This window comes from Streptococcus equinus, assembly GCF_049393735.1.
Taxonomy (GTDB): Bacteria; Bacillota; Bacilli; order Lactobacillales; family Streptococcaceae; genus Streptococcus; species Streptococcus equinus_G.
Genome location: NZ_CP185946.1, coordinates 336906 through 353847, shown reverse-complemented (window position 1 = coordinate 353847; position 16942 = coordinate 336906). Strand labels below are relative to the sequence as shown.

General features: G+C 40.3%; 13 protein-coding genes, 2 tRNA genes and 3 rRNA genes. 1 reads left to right on the top strand and 17 read right to left on the bottom strand.

Features of this window, described 5'->3' with window-relative positions; genetic code table 11:
• Positions 1-28: 28 nt before the first annotated feature.
• From fabG to ACNTMY_RS01840, 8 genes are all read right to left on the bottom strand, one after another.
• Positions 29-760, bottom strand: coding sequence for a 3-oxoacyl-[acyl-carrier-protein] reductase (gene fabG, locus ACNTMY_RS01875; protein ID WP_423216436.1), 732 nt, complete (start codon positions 758-760; stop codon positions 29-31).
• 9 nt (positions 761-769) lie between these two features.
• On the bottom strand, positions 770-1690 hold the full coding sequence (gene fabD, locus ACNTMY_RS01870) for an ACP S-malonyltransferase (RefSeq protein WP_134775897.1): 921 nt from the start codon (positions 1688-1690) through the stop codon (positions 770-772).
• A gap of 40 nt (positions 1691-1730) precedes the next feature.
• Positions 1731-2699, bottom strand: coding sequence for an enoyl-[acyl-carrier-protein] reductase FabK (gene fabK / locus ACNTMY_RS01865; protein ID WP_024344591.1), 969 nt, complete (start codon positions 2697-2699; stop codon positions 1731-1733).
• Positions 2700-2862: 163 nt separating this feature from the next.
• The gene (locus ACNTMY_RS01860) at positions 2863-3087 is read right to left on the bottom strand and encodes an acyl carrier protein (RefSeq protein ID WP_003067534.1); all 225 of its coding nucleotides are present in this window, start codon (positions 3085-3087) and stop codon (positions 2863-2865) included.
• 58 nt (positions 3088-3145) lie between these two features.
• On the bottom strand, positions 3146-4120 hold the full coding sequence (locus ACNTMY_RS01855) for a beta-ketoacyl-ACP synthase III (protein ID WP_423216435.1): 975 nt from the start codon (positions 4118-4120) through the stop codon (positions 3146-3148).
• 2 nt (positions 4121-4122) lie between these two features.
• Positions 4123-4557: a MarR family winged helix-turn-helix transcriptional regulator gene (locus ACNTMY_RS01850; RefSeq protein WP_423216434.1), complete on the bottom strand. Its 435-nt coding sequence runs from the start codon at positions 4555-4557 to the stop codon at positions 4123-4125.
• Between the two features lie 115 nt (positions 4558-4672).
• Positions 4673-5461, bottom strand: a complete 789-nt coding sequence (locus ACNTMY_RS01845; protein WP_423216433.1) for an enoyl-CoA hydratase — start codon at positions 5459-5461, stop codon at positions 4673-4675.
• Positions 5462-5643: 182 nt separating this feature from the next.
• On the bottom strand, positions 5644-6300 hold the full coding sequence (locus ACNTMY_RS01840) for an HAD family hydrolase (protein WP_423216432.1): 657 nt from the start codon (positions 6298-6300) through the stop codon (positions 5644-5646).
• 100 nt (positions 6301-6400) lie between these two features.
• Between ACNTMY_RS01840 and ACNTMY_RS01835 the strand changes: the two genes are divergently transcribed.
• The gene (locus tag ACNTMY_RS01835) at positions 6401-7759 is read left to right on the top strand and encodes an aspartate kinase (protein WP_423216431.1); all 1359 of its coding nucleotides are present in this window, start codon (positions 6401-6403) and stop codon (positions 7757-7759) included.
• A 47-nt stretch (positions 7760-7806) separates the two neighbouring features.
• Here ACNTMY_RS01835 and ACNTMY_RS01830 read toward each other — a convergent pair whose 3' ends face one another.
• From ACNTMY_RS01830 to ACNTMY_RS01790, 9 genes are all read right to left on the bottom strand, one after another.
• Positions 7807-8283: a sigma-70 family RNA polymerase sigma factor gene (locus ACNTMY_RS01830; protein WP_423216406.1), complete on the bottom strand. Its 477-nt coding sequence runs from the start codon at positions 8281-8283 to the stop codon at positions 7807-7809.
• Positions 8284-8430: 147 nt separating this feature from the next.
• Positions 8431-8504: transfer RNA gene (locus ACNTMY_RS01825), tRNA-Asn, on the bottom strand.
• Between the two features lie 5 nt (positions 8505-8509).
• A 5S ribosomal RNA gene (gene rrf, locus ACNTMY_RS01820) occupies positions 8510-8625 on the bottom strand.
• An 85-nt stretch (positions 8626-8710) separates the two neighbouring features.
• Positions 8711-11610, bottom strand: a 23S ribosomal RNA gene (locus tag ACNTMY_RS01815).
• Between the two features lie 146 nt (positions 11611-11756).
• Positions 11757-11829, bottom strand: a tRNA-Ala gene (locus ACNTMY_RS01810).
• A 54-nt stretch (positions 11830-11883) separates the two neighbouring features.
• Positions 11884-13431, bottom strand: a 16S ribosomal RNA gene (locus ACNTMY_RS01805).
• The 16S, 23S and 5S rRNA genes sit together here with 2 tRNA genes alongside, the layout of an rRNA operon.
• Positions 13432-13910: 479 nt before the next feature.
• Positions 13911-14843, bottom strand: a complete 933-nt coding sequence (locus ACNTMY_RS01800) for an ABC transporter ATP-binding protein (protein WP_423216430.1) — start codon at positions 14841-14843, stop codon at positions 13911-13913.
• A complete protein-coding gene (locus ACNTMY_RS01795; RefSeq protein ID WP_024344767.1) occupies positions 14843-15889 on the bottom strand; it encodes an ABC transporter ATP-binding protein in 1047 nt (348 codons plus the stop codon). The genes ACNTMY_RS01800 and ACNTMY_RS01795 overlap by 1 nt, the downstream gene beginning before the upstream one ends.
• 11 nt (positions 15890-15900) lie before the next feature.
• Positions 15901-16932, bottom strand: a complete 1032-nt coding sequence (locus ACNTMY_RS01790) for an ABC transporter permease (protein WP_423216429.1) — start codon at positions 16930-16932, stop codon at positions 15901-15903.
• Between the last annotated feature and the right edge of the window lie 10 nt (positions 16933-16942).

Below are 16942 nucleotides of genomic sequence, written 5' to 3'. Positions count from 1 at the left end.
AAACTATTACAGCAAAGCAAACAACAGTTTACATTGCCATACCACCATCAATTGCAATGACTTGCCCAGTCAAGTATTCTTGTTCTGCTAAGAAACTAGCTACTGTTGCCACTTCTTCAGCTTTTCCGATACGTTTCATTGGAATGCCAGCTAAAATCGCTTCCTGCATTTTTTCAGGAATAGCATCTGTCATATCTGATTCAATAAAACCGGGAGCAATCGCATTAACTCGAATACCACGTGAAGCAACTTCACGAGCCACTGATTTTGTAAAACCAATTAAACCAGCTTTTGAAGCAGCGTAGTTTGCTTGTCCTACATTGCCTCGTAAACCAACGACACTTGATAGATTGATGATAGCACCTTGACGAGCACGTGTCATCGGTTTTAAGACTGATTGAGTCATGTTAAATGCACCAGTCAAATTCACTTTTAATACTGATTCAAAATCTGCTTCAGTCATTTTCAACATCAATTTATCATTTGTAATACCAGCATTGTTAACCAAAATATCAACAGAACCAAGTCCTGCGATGGCTTCATCAACCATACGTTTAGCATCATCAAATTGTGACACGTCACCAGAAATTGCAATAACTTTCACACCATAATCGTTAAAACTATCGATAAGGTCTTTTGAAATTTCTGAACGTCCGTTCAAAACAACATTGGCACCAAGACTTGCAAAACGGTGTGCAATAGCCAAACCAATTCCGCGGGTTGATCCTGTTACAAAAACATTTTTATCTTTGATATCCATAACTATCTCCTATTTTTCTAGCAAAACACTCAAGCTTGCTTCATCCTCAACTGATGATGTTGGAATACTTTTATCAATTTTACGAAGAAATCCACTCAAAACTTTACCTGGACCAATTTCAATCACTTCTGTCATTCCAAGTCTGCGCATTGTTTCAATAGAATCGTAAAAACGGACTGGTTCTTTTACTTGTCTTGCAAGCAAAGCTTTAATATCACTGTATTCCATAACTTTAGCTTCAGTATTGCCAATCAAAGGAACCTTAAAATCAGAAAATGTTACTTTATCAAGAACCTCTGAAAGTCGTTTGCTAGCTGGCGCTAACAAAGCTGTGTGGAAAGGCCCAGATACTTTCAACGGAATCAAGCGTTTTACACCTGCTTCTTTAAGAAGTTCAACAGCGTAATTTACTGCTTCCGTTTCACCACCAATCACAATTTGTGCTGGTGTGTTATAGTTAGCTGGTGTCACCACACCTTTAATAGAAGCTTTTTGACAAATTTCTTCAATCAATGAGGCTTCCGTATTCATGACAGCGACCATTTTTCCAGTTCCTGCTGGAGCTGCAGTCTCCATAAATTCACCACGTTTAGCTACCAAAGCAACAGCATCTTCAAAGCTCAAAGCCCCTGATGCCACTAAAGCTGAATACTCCCCTAATGAAAGCCCAGCAACCATGTCAGCTTTAAATCCTTTTTCCTGAAGCAATCGATAAATTGCAACTGAAGTTGTCAAAATAGCTGGTTGTGTATAACGTGTTTGATTTAACTTATCTTCTTCCTTATCAATTAAATCACGAAGATTGTAGCCAAGAATAGAACTAGCTTGGTCAAAAGTCTCACGAACAATCGGGTATTTTTCATATAAATCACTTGCCATTCCAAGCTTTTGAGCCCCTTGACCAGCAAATAAAAAGGCAGTTTTTGTCATTAAATCCTCCCAAACGGAATTTGATTTTTAAATAGAAATATTAATCTTTTTCAATATCAGCCCAACGTTTAGCTTCTGCTAAAATCACTTCTTGAGCACCATAATAGATATCTTTTAAGATTTCTTCACAAGTTTCTTCTTTACGAATCAAGCCTGCGATTTGGCCAGCCATGACTGAACCAGTCACAACATCACCGTCAACAACAGCATTACGCAATGCACCTGCTCCCAAAACTTCGATATCTTCTTTAGCTTTCTTACCAGCCAAGAAATCTTTTTCAGCATGCGCATATGATGTTGTTAATTTATTTTTTAGTGATCGAACAGGATGTCCAACAACAGAGGCAGAAATCACTGTATCGATGTCTTTAGCTTTCAAAATTTTATCTTTAAAGTTTTGGTGAGCGTTAGATTCTTTAGCAACTACAAAACGAGTTCCTACTTGGACAGCTTCCGCACCTAACATAAAGATAGCTGCTGCCCCATGTCCGTCAGCAACACCACCTGCGCCAATAACAGGAATATTGACTGCATCAACAACTTGACGAACAAGAGTCATTGTTGTCAATTTACCAATATGTCCACCAGCTTCCATACCTTCTGCAATAACAGCATCAGCACCTAGTTTTTCCATACGTTTTGCAAGAGCAACACTAGGAACAACTGGAATAACTGTAATACCTGCTTCATGGAAACGTTCCATGTATTTTCCAGGATTACCAGCACCAGTTGTGACAACTTTAACCCCTTCTTCAATAACAAGATCAACAATGTCATCAACAAATGGAGACAAAAGCATAATATTAACACCAAAAGGTTTGTCTGTAATTTTTTTAACCTTGTCAATATTCGCTTTAACAACTTCCTTCGGTGCATTACCACCACCGATAATACCTAAACCACCAGCGTTTGAAACAGCACCAGCCAAGTCACCATCGGCAACCCATGCCATACCACCTTGAAAAATTGGATATTTGATATTTAATAATTCTGTAATACGTGTTTTCATGTTAAACCTTCTTAGTCTTTACCAAACAATAATTTGATAGTCAAACTATCATAATAAGAAGAGAGGGAGTAAGATAAGTTCTCGTTAATTAGCAACTTATCCCACAGCCCTTCCTACTAAATATAGTGGAGTTAGTTTTTTAATCCCAACTCCAGCCATGTTATTATTTTGTTTTTTCTTCAACGTAAGCAACCAAGTCACCTACAGTGTTAAGACCTTCTTCAGTTTCGATTTGAATATCAAATGCATCTTCAATTTCTGAGATTACTTGGAAAACGTCAAGTGAATCAGCATCAAGTTCATCAAAAGTTGTTTCCATTTTAACTTCGTCAACTTCTTTACCAAGTTCTTCAACGATAATTTCTTGTACTTTTTCAAATACTGCCATGATTAATTCTCCTTAATAAATATATATAATTATCTCATGCTAATGCACAAGTTTGTAACTAGATTTTAACAATTAGACTTCCCCATGTCAAACCTCCACCAAAGCCTGATAGAAGCACTGTTTGAGAGCCGTCTAATTTAATAATTCCCTTATCAACAGATTCTGCCAAAAGAATTGGGATACTTGCCGCACTTGTATTACCATATTCCATCATATTCGCTAAAAACTTATCTCGATCAATATCCATTTTTCGAGCCATTTTATCTAGAATACGAATATTAGCTTGGTGAAGCAACAAATAATCAATATCCTCTGATGAAACCTCTGATTCATCAATAAGAGCTTTAATACTTTTAGCCACATCTCTGATAGCAAAATCAAAGATAGCTCTTCCTTCCATTTTAAGGAATTTATCATCGGCTTCTTTTTCAGAAAACGGCGATGACAAACCAACTTTTCCAGAAGTTAAGCTTTGACCGCGACTACCATCTGTATTTAAAGATTCCGCTAGAAAATGTTTCGTATCTGATGCTTCAAGTAAAACACCACCTGCACCATCTCCAAATAACACAGAAGTACTACGATCTGACCAATCTAATGTTTTTGATAGGGTTTCAGCACCAATTACGATACCTTTTTTGTAGGTTCCTGATTGAATAAATTTATCTGCAGTCGCAAGAGCAAAGACAAAACCACTGCATGCCGCTGTCATATCAAATGCAAAAGCATTAACAGCGCCAATATTAGCTTGAATACGTGCTGCTGTCGAGGGCATAAAACTATCAGGTGTAATTGTTGCAACAATGATGAAATCAATGTCTTCAGCTGATAAACCAGCTTTTGAAAGTAGTTGCTTAGCAACTTGTGTCCCTAAATCACTAGTTGTTTCATCTCGAGTGATATGTCGTCTTTTAATTCCAGTGCGAGATGAAATCCATTCATCGCTGGTGTCCATAATTTCAGACAAATCATCGTTTGTAATCACTTGTTCAGGGGCATAGGCTGCTGCCTGAGCAATTCTTGCAAATACCATTATTACATTAACTCCTCAAGAAACTTGTGAAGATTTTTTAAACCTCGTAAAAGAGCTTCTAGTTCTTCTTCATTCATATCTTCAGCAATATGAGAAACCATATTCTTATGAAACTTATGATGAAGTCTATCTAATAATCTTCCTTTTTTTGTTAAAGTTAAATGAACCACACGACGGTCTAATTTTGAACGTCTTCTTTCAATATAACCTTTTGCCTCAAGTTTATTTAAACTAGTGGTTATTGTACCGAGTGTCAACATCAACTCACGTGCAATATCACTTGGAGTCACATTAGAATTTTTACCAATAATCTCAATGGTGTGCATTTCCTTTAACGAAACGTCGCTGAACTGACTAGTTCTCAAACTCGTCTCTTCAATAACCTGTACACGATTAAAAATATCTACTAGATACTCATTGATTCTATTATAATCCAAGATTTCACCTCCTAAATAAACTTTGACAATCAAAGTATATCAAACATCAAAATATTTTGCAAGGAATTTCGAACTAATCTGAAAAAATAATTTGAAAATCAAACAATTATTTACACTAATTTCCAGAAAATTTCGGGCGACGCTTTTCAGCAAATGCTCGAACACCTTCCTTGAAGTCTTCCTTAAAGGCTAATTCTTCTTGAAGTTGTAATTCAAGTTTTGTATAATCCTCCCAACCTTCAAATTGTGCTTTCCAAGACATTTCTTTGATAGCACGATAAGAATTAATCGAGCCACGAAGCAAACGTTTAGTCAACTGATTGGTTGTACGTTCTAATTTTTCTGATTCACAGAGGCGATAAACAATGCCGTATTCAAATGCCTTTTCAGCATTAACACCTTCGCCAGTCATTGCCAGCTGAACAGCACGTGTTGTTCCAATAGCTCGGCTCATTAGGAAAAGTCCACCAGCATCAGGTGCTAGTCCTACCCCAACAAAGGCTTGAATAAATTTAGCTTTTTCACTAGCAACAACAAAATCGGCTGCAACTGCCATGTTTGCCGCTGCTCCAGCAACTGCTCCATCTACACTCATAATAATTGGTTTCGGCATTTTTTTCATTGAAAAAGAAATTTTATTAACAAGACTAGCAATTTCAACTAAAGATTCAACATTATCAGACTCAACAGCACGTTGCATCTCAGCTAAGTCTCCACCAATTGAAAATACTTTTCCAACCGCTTTGATTACTAGAATTTTAACAGAATCATCTGCCTTAACAAGTTCTAAAACTTCAAGAATTTCTTGACATGTTGGAATATTAAACCCATTTGAAATATCAGGGCGATTCAAAGTTAAAGTTGCAACTTCCCCATTTTCATAAATGACATTATCGAAAGACATCTCCCCACCTCCGTCGGATACGATAAAATTAGTTTGATTGTAAAACTATTTTGTAAGATGTATTTTAGCACACCATGTGGCAATAAATCAAGCAAAAATAGGATTTTTTCAAAAAATAATTTGATTTTTAAATATTTAAATTATCAAAGTATTATCTAAAAAAAGTAGGATAACTCCTACTTTTAATATGTTTTTTCTTCTAAAATCTCAACAATTTGAGTCAAATTTTTTACCAATCGACTGGCCTTCCTTTGATTCATATCAAAAAGATTATCTTCGATTGCCCAAACAGTTAAATCCGCAGAAACTCCAGCCTGAATCCCTTTTTCACTATCTTCAATAACCAAAGTCTCATCATTACAAAAACCTAATTGTCTTCTTGCCTCTTGATAAATAGCAGGATGAGGTTTTCCTTTTTCAAATTCTTCTCCTGATAAAATCACTGAAAAATAATTTTTTAGATTTGTTTCTTCAAGAGCTTTTAAAATGTCATGCTTTGTTGAGCTTGAAGCGAGTCCTAAACTGTAGCCTTTTTCAAACAACCCTTTAACTACCTCAAATGTATCCTCGAAGATTAAGTCTTTATAAGGTAGCGGATGAGCTTTTTTGTAAGCAGAATATTCTACTTGTAGCTGATCTGTATCCCACTTATCAAAATCATCTCTCAGAATATCTGGCCAAATTTGCTTCATATTTCCACCAATGAAGAAACTTGGTGGCAAGTGCTTTATGCTGATTCCCTTATCTGCTAAAAACTTTTCACGACGTCGATAATAAAAAGTCTCAGTGTCAAACAAGACCCCGTCCATATCAAAAATAATTGCTTTATAATTTTCCATTCCTCTATTATACTATCTTTCTTTTTATTTGAAAAACTGCTGACAAATTTTCAGAATTTTGCTATAATTGTATACAAATTTTAGAAAAGTGGAGAATGTCATGAAAGTAATCAAATTTGGTGGTAGTTCACTGGCTTCGGCTGAGCAGTTAAAAAAAGTTTTGAATATTGTGAAATCTGATAGTGAACGACGTTTTGTTGTTGTTTCAGCACCAGGAAAACGAAACTCAGAAGATACAAAAGTAACTGACGCTCTTATAAAATACTACAAAAAATATACCTCAGGAGATGATGTCACAGCATCTCAAGAATGGATTATCAACCGATACCAAGCTATTGCTGACGAACTAGAGCTAAACTCATCAGTCATGAGTAAGATTGCTGGAGCAATTACAAATCTTGCCACTCTCCCTATTGAATGTAATAAGTTCTTGTATGACACATTCCTTGCTGCTGGTGAAGATAATAATGCAAAACTTGTCGCTGAATTTTTCCGAAAAAATGGAATTAATGCACGCTACGTTCACCCAAAAGAAGCTGGAATTATCGTTTCAAGTGAACCTGGAAACGCACGAATTCTCCCATCTAGTTACGATAAACTAGAAGAACTCCGAGACTCTGATGAAGTTCTCGTGATTCCAGGATTCTTTGGTGTAACAACTGATGGTCAAGTTTGTACTTTCTCACGTGGAGGATCTGACATCTCAGGCTCAATCGTTGCAGCAGGTGTCAAAGCTGATTTGTACGAAAACTTTACAGATGTTAATGGTATTTTTGCTGCACACCCAGGCGTTGTTCACAAACCACACACAATTCAAGAACTGACATACAGAGAAATGCGTGAACTTGCTTATGCAGGATTTTCTGTACTTCATGATGAGGCTCTTATTCCAGCCTATCGTGGAAAAATCCCTCTCGTTATCAAAAATACAAACAACCCTGAGCACCCAGGAACACGAATCACACTTAAACATAGCGGACCAACTGTACCAGTTATTGGAATTGCTGCTGATGACAAATTTGCAAGTATCAACATGTCAAAATACCTCATGAACAGGGAAGTCGGATTCGGGCGAAAAGTTCTTCAAATTTTAGAAGACCTCAATATCCGCTGGGAACACATTCCAACAGGAATTGATGACATGTCAGTCATCGTACGAGAACGTGAACTAACTCCTATTAAAGAGCAAGAAATTATTTCATACCTTACACGAGAACTTGCAGTTGATGAAGTTGAAATTGAACACAATCTTTCAATTATCATGATTGTTGGTGAAGATATGAAGAACCACATTGGGGTTACAGCTACCGCAACAAGAGCTCTTTCAGAAAAACACATCAACCTTGAGATGATTTCACAAGGATCAAGTGAGGTTTCAGTCATGTTTGTAACACAAACAGAACACGAAAAAGAAGCCGTAAGAGCACTATATCAAACCTTCTTCCGTGCAGGTGAATAAACAAAAAGAATCAGAGTTATATCTGATTCTTTTTTAATACCAAATTCTCAGTGCTTAAAGTCTGAAAAGTAGGGTTCAATTTGGCGTAAGAAAGCTTTCTTTCCTTCAAATCGTTCCCCTCTGACCACTTTTGCTAGCTTTTCTTGCTCTTCTGAGCTTAAAGTGGTTTTTAATTGAGATAAACTATCTCGATAGGCAATAAAATCAGCCACCTCAAGGAAACAAACCTGAGGGACACAATGACTAATCTCACCTATTTCTTCATAAGGCATACGATTAAATTTACGTTTAAAGGATTCCTGATGTCGAATAACATCTTTCACATGATTAGAAAACTTTGTTTTAAAGTAGGCATATCGTCTCGCCTCATTGATGATAATCTCAGGACGCTCTTGTAGTAGTTTGAAAAAGACAATACGCCCTTCCTGAATCCAGTCATCATAATCCCATAATTTCACAAAGTAATGACGTCTTAATTTTAAAATAATTGGTTTTACCGTTTCAAAATAGCTTTCAAAGTTCATCTAATAAAACTCCTTCTTCTCTTTTTATTGAAAGTAATTTTATTATAAAAGTGAAAGCGAAAAAGGAACATGACAAAAATGTCCAAATGAACGATTTAGAAGCACAAAAAAAGCAACCCGAAGGCTGCTTTCTCTACCGCTTTACGACTCCGCCAGTAGGACTCGAACCTACGACATCATGATTAACAGTCATGCGCTACTACCAACTGAGCTATGGCGGATAAATGCTAAGCGACTACCATATCTAACAGGGGGCAACCCCCAACTACATCAGGCGTGCTAGGGCTTAACTTCTGTGTTCGGCATGGGAACAGGTGTATCTCCTAGGCTATCGTCACTTAACTATGATTGATTATCCAATCAAAATTGAATACCTATATATTCTAACAAGAAACCGACTCGCTGTCAATATTGACTCGTTTCTTTTTTGGATAAGTCCTCGAGCTATTAGTATTAGTCCGCTACATGTGTCACCACACTTACACTTCTAACCTATCTACCTGATCATCTCTCAGGGCTCTTACTGATATAAAATCATGGGAAATCTCATCTTGAGGTGGGCTTCACACTTAGATGCTTTCAGCGTTTATCCCTTCCCTACATAGCTACCCAGCGATGCCTTTGGCAAGACAACTGGTACACCAGCGGTAAGTCCACTCTGGTCCTCTCGTACTAGGAGCAGATCCTCTCAAATTTCCTACGCCCGCGACGGATAGGGACCGAACTGTCTCACGACGTTCTGAACCCAGCTCGCGTGCCGCTTTAATGGGCGAACAGCCCAACCCTTGGGACCGACTACAGCCCCAGGATGCGACGAGCCGACATCGAGGTGCCAAACCTCCCCGTCGATGTGAACTCTTGGGGGAGATAAGCCTGTTATCCCCAGGGTAGCTTTTATCCGTTGAGCGATGGCCCTTCCATGCGGAACCACCGGATCACTAAGCCCGACTTTCGTCCCTGCTCGAGTTGTAGCTCTCGCAGTCAAGCTCCCTTATACCTTTACACTCTGCGAATGATTTCCAACCATTCTGAGGGAACCTTTGGGCGCCTCCGTTACCTTTTAGGAGGCGACCGCCCCAGTCAAACTGCCCGTCAGACACTGTCTCCGATAGGGATAACCTATCTGGGTTAGAGTAGCCATAACACAAGGGTAGTATCCCAACAACGCCTCCACCGAAACTAGCGTCCCGATTTCATAGGCTCCTACCTATCCTGTACATGTGGTACAGATACTCAATATCAAACTGCAGTAAAGCTCCATGGGGTCTTTCCGTCCTGTCGCGGGTAACCTGCATCTTCACAGGTACTAAAATTTCACCGAGTCTCTCGTTGAGACAGTGCCCAAATCATTACGCCTTTCGTGCGGGTCGGAACTTACCCGACAAGGAATTTCGCTACCTTAGGACCGTTATAGTTACGGCCGCCGTTTACTGGGGCTTCAATTCACACCTTCGCTAATGCTAAGCGCTCCTCTTAACCTTCCAGCACCGGGCAGGCGTCACCCCCTATACATCATCTTACGATTTAGCAGAGAGCTGTGTTTTTGATAAACAGTTGCTTGGGCCTATTCACTGCGGCTGACTTAAAGCCAGCGCCCCTTCTCCCGAAGTTACGGGGCCATTTTGCCGAGTTCCTTAACGAGAGTTCTCTCGCTCACCTGAGGCTACTCGCCTCGACTACCTGTGTCGGTTTGCGGTACGGGTAGAGTATAATTAACGCTAGAAGCTTTTCTTGGCAGTGTGACATCACTAACTTCGCTACTTAACTTCGCTCCCCATCACAGCTCAATGTTATAGATATAAGCATTTGACTCATATCACACCTCACTGCTTAGACGTGCACTTCCAATCGCACGCTTTAGTTAGCCTACTGCGTCCCTCCATCACTATATACTCTAGTACAGGAATATCAACCTGTTGTCCATCGGATACACCTTTCGGTCTCTCCTTAGGTCCCGACTAACCCAGGGAGGACGAGCCTTCCCCTGGAAACCTTAGTCATACGGTGGACAGGATTCTCACCTGTCTTTCGCTACTCATACCGGCATTCTCACTTCTATGCGTTCCAGCGCTCCTCACGGTACACCTTCATCACACATAGAACGCTCTCCTACCATACCTAAAAGGTATCCACAGCTTCGGTAATATGTTTTAGCCCCGGTACATTTTCGGCGCAGGGTCACTCGACTAGTGAGCTATTACGCACTCTTTGAATGAATAGCTGCTTCTAAGCTAACATCCTAGTTGTCTGTGCAACCCCACATCCTTTTCCACTTAACATATATTTTGGGACCTTAGCTGGTGGTCTGGGCTGTTTCCCTTTCGACTACGGATCTTAGCACTCGCAGTCTGACTGCCGATTATATCTCGTTGGCATTCGGAGTTTATCTGATATTGGTAATCCGGGATGGACCCCTCAATCAAACAGTGCTCTACCTCCAAGAGACTTAACATCGACGCTAGCCCTAAAGCTATTTCGGAGAGAACCAGCTATCTCCAAGTTCGTTTGGAATTTCTCCGCTACCCACAAGTCATCCAAGCACTTTTCAACGTGCCCTGGTTCGGGCCTCCAGTGAGTTTTACCTCACCTTCACCCTGCTCATGGGTAGGTCACATGGTTTCGGGTCTACGACATGATACTAAGTCGCCCTATTAAGACTCGGTTTCCCTACGGCTCCGTCTCTTCAACTTAACCTCGCATCATATCGTAACTCGCCGGTTCATTCTACAAAAGGCACGCTCTCACCCATTAACGGGCTCGAACTTGTTGTAGGCACACGGTTTCAGGTTCTATTTCACTCCCCTCCCGGGGTGCTTTTCACCTTTCCCTCACGGTACTGGTTCACTATCGGTCACTAGAGAGTATTTAGGGTTAGGAGATGGTCCTCCCAGATTCCGACGAGATTTCTCGTGTCTCGCCGTACTCAGGATACTGCTAGGGTTAAAGACTATTTCGAATACGAGGCTGTTACTCTCTTTGGCTTACCTTCCCAGGTAATTCTTCTATAATCTTGTCGTCCCACAACGCAGTCCTACAACCCCGATGTGTAAACACATCGGTTTGCCCTCTTACCTTTTCGCTCGCCGCTACTAAGGCAATCGCGTTTGCTTTCTCTTCCTGCAGCTACTTAGATGTTTCAGTTCACTGCGTCTTCCTCTACATTACCTTAACAGTAATGAGTGACATGCATTACATGCCGGGTTCCCCCATTCGGACATCTCTGGATCAATGTTTACTTACAACTCCCCAAAGCATTTCGTCGTTAGTCACGTCCTTCATCGGCTTCTAGTGCCAAGGCATCCACCGTGCGCCCTTATTAACTTAACCTTATTTTGGTCTGTTGACCTTAAACTCATTAAATCACAGCGTTTCGGTTTATTTCTTGTTACTATCTACAATTCAATTTCTTGAATCGTGGAATTTGATATAGATATTCAATTTTCAATGGACAATCTTTGAATCTTTCGATTCAATGGAGCCTAGCGGGATCGAACCGCTGACCTCCTGCGTGCAAAGCAGGCGCTCTCCCAGCTGAGCTAAGGCCCCACAAGACCTCTCAAAACTAAACAATACTCCAAACGTGCTTCCGTTTATCCTTAGAAAGGAGGTGATCCAGCCGCACCTTCCGATACGGCTACCTTGTTACGACTTCACCCCAATCATCTATCCCACCTTAGGCGGCTGGCTCCAAAAGGTTACCTCACCGACTTCGGGTGTTACAAACTCTCGTGGTGTGACGGGCGGTGTGTACAAGGCCCGGGAACGTATTCACCGCGGCGTGCTGATCCGCGATTACTAGCGATTCCGACTTCATGTAGGCGAGTTGCAGCCTACAATCCGAACTGAGATTGGCTTTAAGAGATTTGCTTGCCGTCACCGACTCGCGACTCGTTGTACCAACCATTGTAGCACGTGTGTAGCCCAGGTCATAAGGGGCATGATGATTTGACGTCATCCCCACCTTCCTCCGGTTTATTACCGGCAGTCTCGCTAGAGTGCCCAACTTAATGATGGCAACTAACAATAGGGGTTGCGCTCGTTGCGGGACTTAACCCAACATCTCACGACACGAGCTGACGACAACCATGCACCACCTGTCACCGATGTTCCGAAGAAACTTCCTATCTCTAGGAATAGCATCGGGATGTCAAGACCTGGTAAGGTTCTTCGCGTTGCTTCGAATTAAACCACATGCTCCACCGCTTGTGCGGGCCCCCGTCAATTCCTTTGAGTTTCAACCTTGCGGTCGTACTCCCCAGGCGGAGTGCTTAATGCGTTAGCTGCGGCACTAAGCCCCGGAAAGGGCCTAACACCTAGCACTCATCGTTTACGGCGTGGACTACCAGGGTATCTAATCCTGTTTGCTCCCCACGCTTTCGAGCCTCAGCGTCAGTTACAGACCAGAGAGCCGCTTTCGCCACCGGTGTTCCTCCATATATCTACGCATTTCACCGCTACACATGGAATTCCACTCTCCCCTTCTGCACTCAAGTCTAACAGTTTCCAAAGCGAACAATGGTTAAGCCACTGCCTTTAACTTCAGACTTATTAAACCGCCTGCGCTCGCTTTACGCCCAATAAATCCGGACAACGCTCGGGACCTACGTATTACCGCGGCTGCTGGCACGTAGTTAGCCGTCCCTTTCTGGTAAGTTACCGTCACTGTGTGAACTTTCCACTCTCACACACGTTCTTCTCTTACAACAGAGCTTTACGATCCGAAAACCTTCTTCACTCACGCGGCGTTGCTCGGTCAGGGTTGCCCCCATTGCCGAAGATTCCCTACTGCTGCCTCCCGTAGGAGTCTGGGCCGTGTCTCAGTCCCAGTGTGGCCGATCACCCTCTCAGGTCGGCTATGTATCGTCGCCTTGGTGAGCCGTTACCTCACCAACTAGCTAATACAACGCAGGTCCATCTACTAGTGAAGCAATTGCTCCTTTCAAGCATCTAACATGTGTTAAATGCTGTTATGCGGTATTAGCTATCGTTTCCAATAGTTATCCCCCGCTAGTAGGCAGGTTACCTACGCGTTACTCACCCGTTCGCAACTCTTCCAACTTTAGCAAGCTAAAGTCTTCAGCGTTCTACTTGCATGTATTAGGCACGCCGCCAGCGTTCGTCCTGAGCCAGGATCAAACTCTCATTTAATCTTGTTCTCATTCTGTCACTGACAGATTTATCGTTTTTTGACAGGTTACTTTCGTAACCCGCACGTTTGGTTCGTATTGTTCAGTTTTCAAAGGTCTTTGTCTCACTCGAGACAACTTCTATATTCTATCAAATTTAATTCTCGTTGTCAACACTTTTTTCAAAGTTTTTTTCAAACAAGTTTCAAATCTGATTGCCATCGTTCTCTCTCAAACAACAGCTATATTAGTTTAACATTTCTAAACGGATTTGTCAAGAACTTTTTTCAAGTTTTTCAAAACCTCTTAGAAACTCTTGCTGTCTCATGCGACAGCTATATTAGTATACTAAACTTAACTTACACTGTCAACACTTTTTTGAAATCTTTTTTCAACTTATTTACATTTTGTTTTCAAGCGTTAAATTTTGGTTATTTTTAAGTTGTTATCCTAATTAAAAATTCTAGCAGAATAAAAAAAAGAGAGTGGTAAACTCTCTTTTTATTGTAATGCTTTTTTGTATTCTTCTGCTTCTGCTTCTGTTGAAAGTACAAAGTGTCCTGGAGTAATTTCTCGCATTTCACGTTCTTGGCCATCAAGTTCTGCAGTGGGATCGTACACTTGGTGTACACGTTCACGTTCAGATTCTGGGTCTGGTTCTGGAATAGCAGACAACAGACTCTTAGTGTATGGGTGGATTGGATTATTATAAACATCATCAGATGTTCCAATTTCAAGCATTTTACCCCAGTGCATAACACCAATACGGTCTGAAATGTATTTCACCATAGATAAATCGTGAGCGATGAATAAGTATGTTAAACCACGTTCACGTTGAAGTTTTTGCATCAAGTTTACAACTTGAGCTTGGATTGATACGTCAAGAGCTGAAATTGGTTCATCAGCAATGATAAATTTTGGTTGAACTGCAAGTGCTCGAGCAATACCAATACGTTGACGTTGACCACCTGAAAATTCATGTGGGTAACGTGTCATGTGATCTTTGTTCAAACCAACTAATGAAAGTAGTTCTTGAACTTTTTCATCACGCTCTTCTTTGCTATTAACCAATTTATGGATATCAAGACCTTCTGCAACGATGTCACGGATTTTCATACGTCCGTTAAGACTTGCTTGAGGGTCTTGGAAAATCATTTGAACATTTTTACGGAATTCGTGCAATTCTTTACCTTTAAGGTTAGAAACTGTTTCACCGTCAAAATCAATTTCACCACCATTGATATCGTAAAGTTTTAAAATAGCACGTCCAACAGTTGTTTTACCAGAACCTGATTCACCAACTAGACCAAATACTTCACCTTCGTAGATGTCAAAGCTAACGTTGTTGATTGCTTTTACTTCGTTCTTTTTACCTTCATTAAAAGTCAAAGATACATTTTTAAGTTCAACAAGCTTTTTTCTATTTTCAGTCATTAAGCTTTTCTCCCTTCAAGTTCTTTCCATTTTGCCCAACGTTTTTGAATTGGTAATGGTGGTGTTACTTTAGGTGCACGTTCATCTAGCAACCATGTTGCTGCATAGTGTGTGTCGCTAACTTTAAACATTGGTGGTTCTTCTTCGTAATCAATGTCTAATGCAAATTCATTACGTGGAGCAAACGCATCACCTTTTGGCGGATTAAGAAGATCTGGTGGAGTACCTGGAATTGATTGTAGGCTACCTGCTTCTGTATCAGTCGTTGGCATTGAGTTTAACAAGCCCCAAGTATATGGATGTTGAGGATTGTAGAATACTTCGTCCACTGAACCATATTCAATCACTTTACCAGCATACATAACTGCTACACGATCAGCCATACCAGCAACAACACCAAGGTCGTGGGTAATGAAGATAATTGATGAACCACTTTCTTTTTGAATTTTCTTCATCAAGTTAAGGATTTGCGCTTGAATAGTAACATCCAAGGCAGTTGTTGGTTCATCTGCAATCAAAACATCTGGATTAGCTGCAAGTGCAATCGCGATAACCGCACGTTGACGCATACCACCTGACCATTGATGTGGGTAATCATTAATGTGTTCTTCCGCATTTGGAATACCAACATTTTTCATCAAATCTAGTGCACGAGCCCATGCTTCTTGTTTTGAAACTTTTTCATGAATCATAATTGGTTCAGCAATCTGCTGACCAATTTTCATTGTTGGGTCAAGACTTGTCATTGGATCTTGGAAAATCATAGCAATTTCATTTCCACGTACTTTAATCCATTCATCTTCTTTTAGTTCTGTCAGTTTTTTACCTTTAAAGTCAATTTCACCTGTAATAGTTGCATTTGAAGCTGATAGCCCCATCAATGTTTTAGTTGTTACAGATTTACCTGATCCAGATTCACCTACGATTGCAAGGGTTTCACCTTTCTTCAAGTCAAAATTAACATCACGGATAGCTTTAATTTCTCCAGCGTAGGTATGGAAATCTACATGGAGGTTTTTAACTTGTAAAATTGTTTCTTCACTCATAATTTTTCCTCCTAACGATCACCAGATTTTGGATCAAATGCATCACGAAGACCATCACCTAGCAAGATGAAAGCAAGTGAGATTAGTACCAAAGCAAGGGCTGGTAGAGTAACTTGATAAGGGTAATATTGTAAATATTCTTGTGCATCAGTAATCAATGAACCAAGTGATGCTGTTGGTGGTTTAACCCCAAGGTTAATAGCTGAAAGTACAGCTTCATACATGATAGCACTTGGAACTGTCATCATGATTTGAACAATAATAATACCTGAAATATTTGGAAGGATATGTTTGAATGCAATTTTTGGTGCACTTTCACCGAGTGAACGAGCTGCAAGAACAAACTCTTGTTCACGATATGAAAGTGTCAAGTTACGTACTTGACGTGCCATTGAAGTCCAACCAACGATGGCAATTGAAATGATGATTGATGTAACACCATTACCAAGTAACAAACCAAGCATTGTTACGATTACCAAGTTAGGGATTGAAGAAATAACTTCGATAATACGTTGCATAATCATGTCGACACGTCCGCCAACATAACCTGAAATCAAACCATAAGTTACACCAATCAAAAGGTCAATCAATGTAGCAACAATTGCAATAAGAAGTGAGATACGCACACCAACAATGATACGTTTTGCAACACTACGTCCTAAGTTATCTGTACCAAGGATAAATTTAGTTCCTTCTGGCACTCCTTGATCTGCATATGCATCAGTGGCTTCTGTACTACCTGAATATGTGATTGTACCGTTCCAGAAAGGAAGATTATCACTGATTTTTGGTGGAAGGTTACGGTATGTTGTAACTTCTTTTGTATTAAAGGCATTTGCATCATCACGTGGAACCAAGATTACTGAAATCATTGAAAATACTAACAGGATTCCCAAGAACCACATTGAAACAACTGCCAATTTATTTTTTTTCAAACGGCGCCATGCATCTTGCATAAAAGAAAGAGCAGGCTTTTCAATTTTTTCTTGTGAGCTGGCTGAACCAACACCAACAAGTTTAAATTCTCTAGTTTTATCTGCCATGAATAATCTC

What these genes read in the sequence shown, in the direction of transcription:
- fabG (WP_423216436.1), bottom strand. Translation starts at nt 760, where the DNA reads ATGGATATCAAAGATAAAAATGTTTTTGTAACAGGATCAACCCGCGGA.
- ACNTMY_RS01845 (WP_423216433.1), bottom strand. Translation starts at nt 5,461, where the DNA reads ATGTCTTTCGATAATGTCATTTATGAAAATGGGGAAGTTGCAACTTTA.
- ACNTMY_RS01790 (WP_423216429.1), bottom strand. Translation starts at nt 16,932, where the DNA reads ATGGCAGATAAAACTAGAGAATTTAAACTTGTTGGTGTTGGTTCAGCC.
- fabD (WP_134775897.1), bottom strand. Translation starts at nt 1,690, where the DNA reads ATGACAAAAACTGCCTTTTTATTTGCTGGTCAAGGGGCTCAAAAGCTT.
- ACNTMY_RS01855 (WP_423216435.1), bottom strand. Translation starts at nt 4,120, where the DNA reads ATGGTATTTGCAAGAATTGCTCAGGCAGCAGCCTATGCCCCTGAACAA.
- ACNTMY_RS01835 (WP_423216431.1), top strand. Translation starts at nt 6,401, where the DNA reads ATGAAAGTAATCAAATTTGGTGGTAGTTCACTGGCTTCGGCTGAGCAG.
- ACNTMY_RS01800 (WP_423216430.1), bottom strand. Translation starts at nt 14,843, where the DNA reads ATGACTGAAAATAGAAAAAAGCTTGTTGAACTTAAAAATGTATCTTTG.
- ACNTMY_RS01830 (WP_423216406.1), bottom strand. Translation starts at nt 8,283, where the DNA reads ATGAACTTTGAAAGCTATTTTGAAACGGTAAAACCAATTATTTTAAAA.
- fabK (WP_024344591.1), bottom strand. Translation starts at nt 2,699, where the DNA reads ATGAAAACACGTATTACAGAATTATTAAATATCAAATATCCAATTTTT.
- ACNTMY_RS01795 (WP_024344767.1), bottom strand. Translation starts at nt 15,889, where the DNA reads ATGAGTGAAGAAACAATTTTACAAGTTAAAAACCTCCATGTAGATTTC.
- ACNTMY_RS01840 (WP_423216432.1), bottom strand. Translation starts at nt 6,300, where the DNA reads ATGGAAAATTATAAAGCAATTATTTTTGATATGGACGGGGTCTTGTTT.
- ACNTMY_RS01860 (WP_003067534.1), bottom strand. Translation starts at nt 3,087, where the DNA reads ATGGCAGTATTTGAAAAAGTACAAGAAATTATCGTTGAAGAACTTGGT.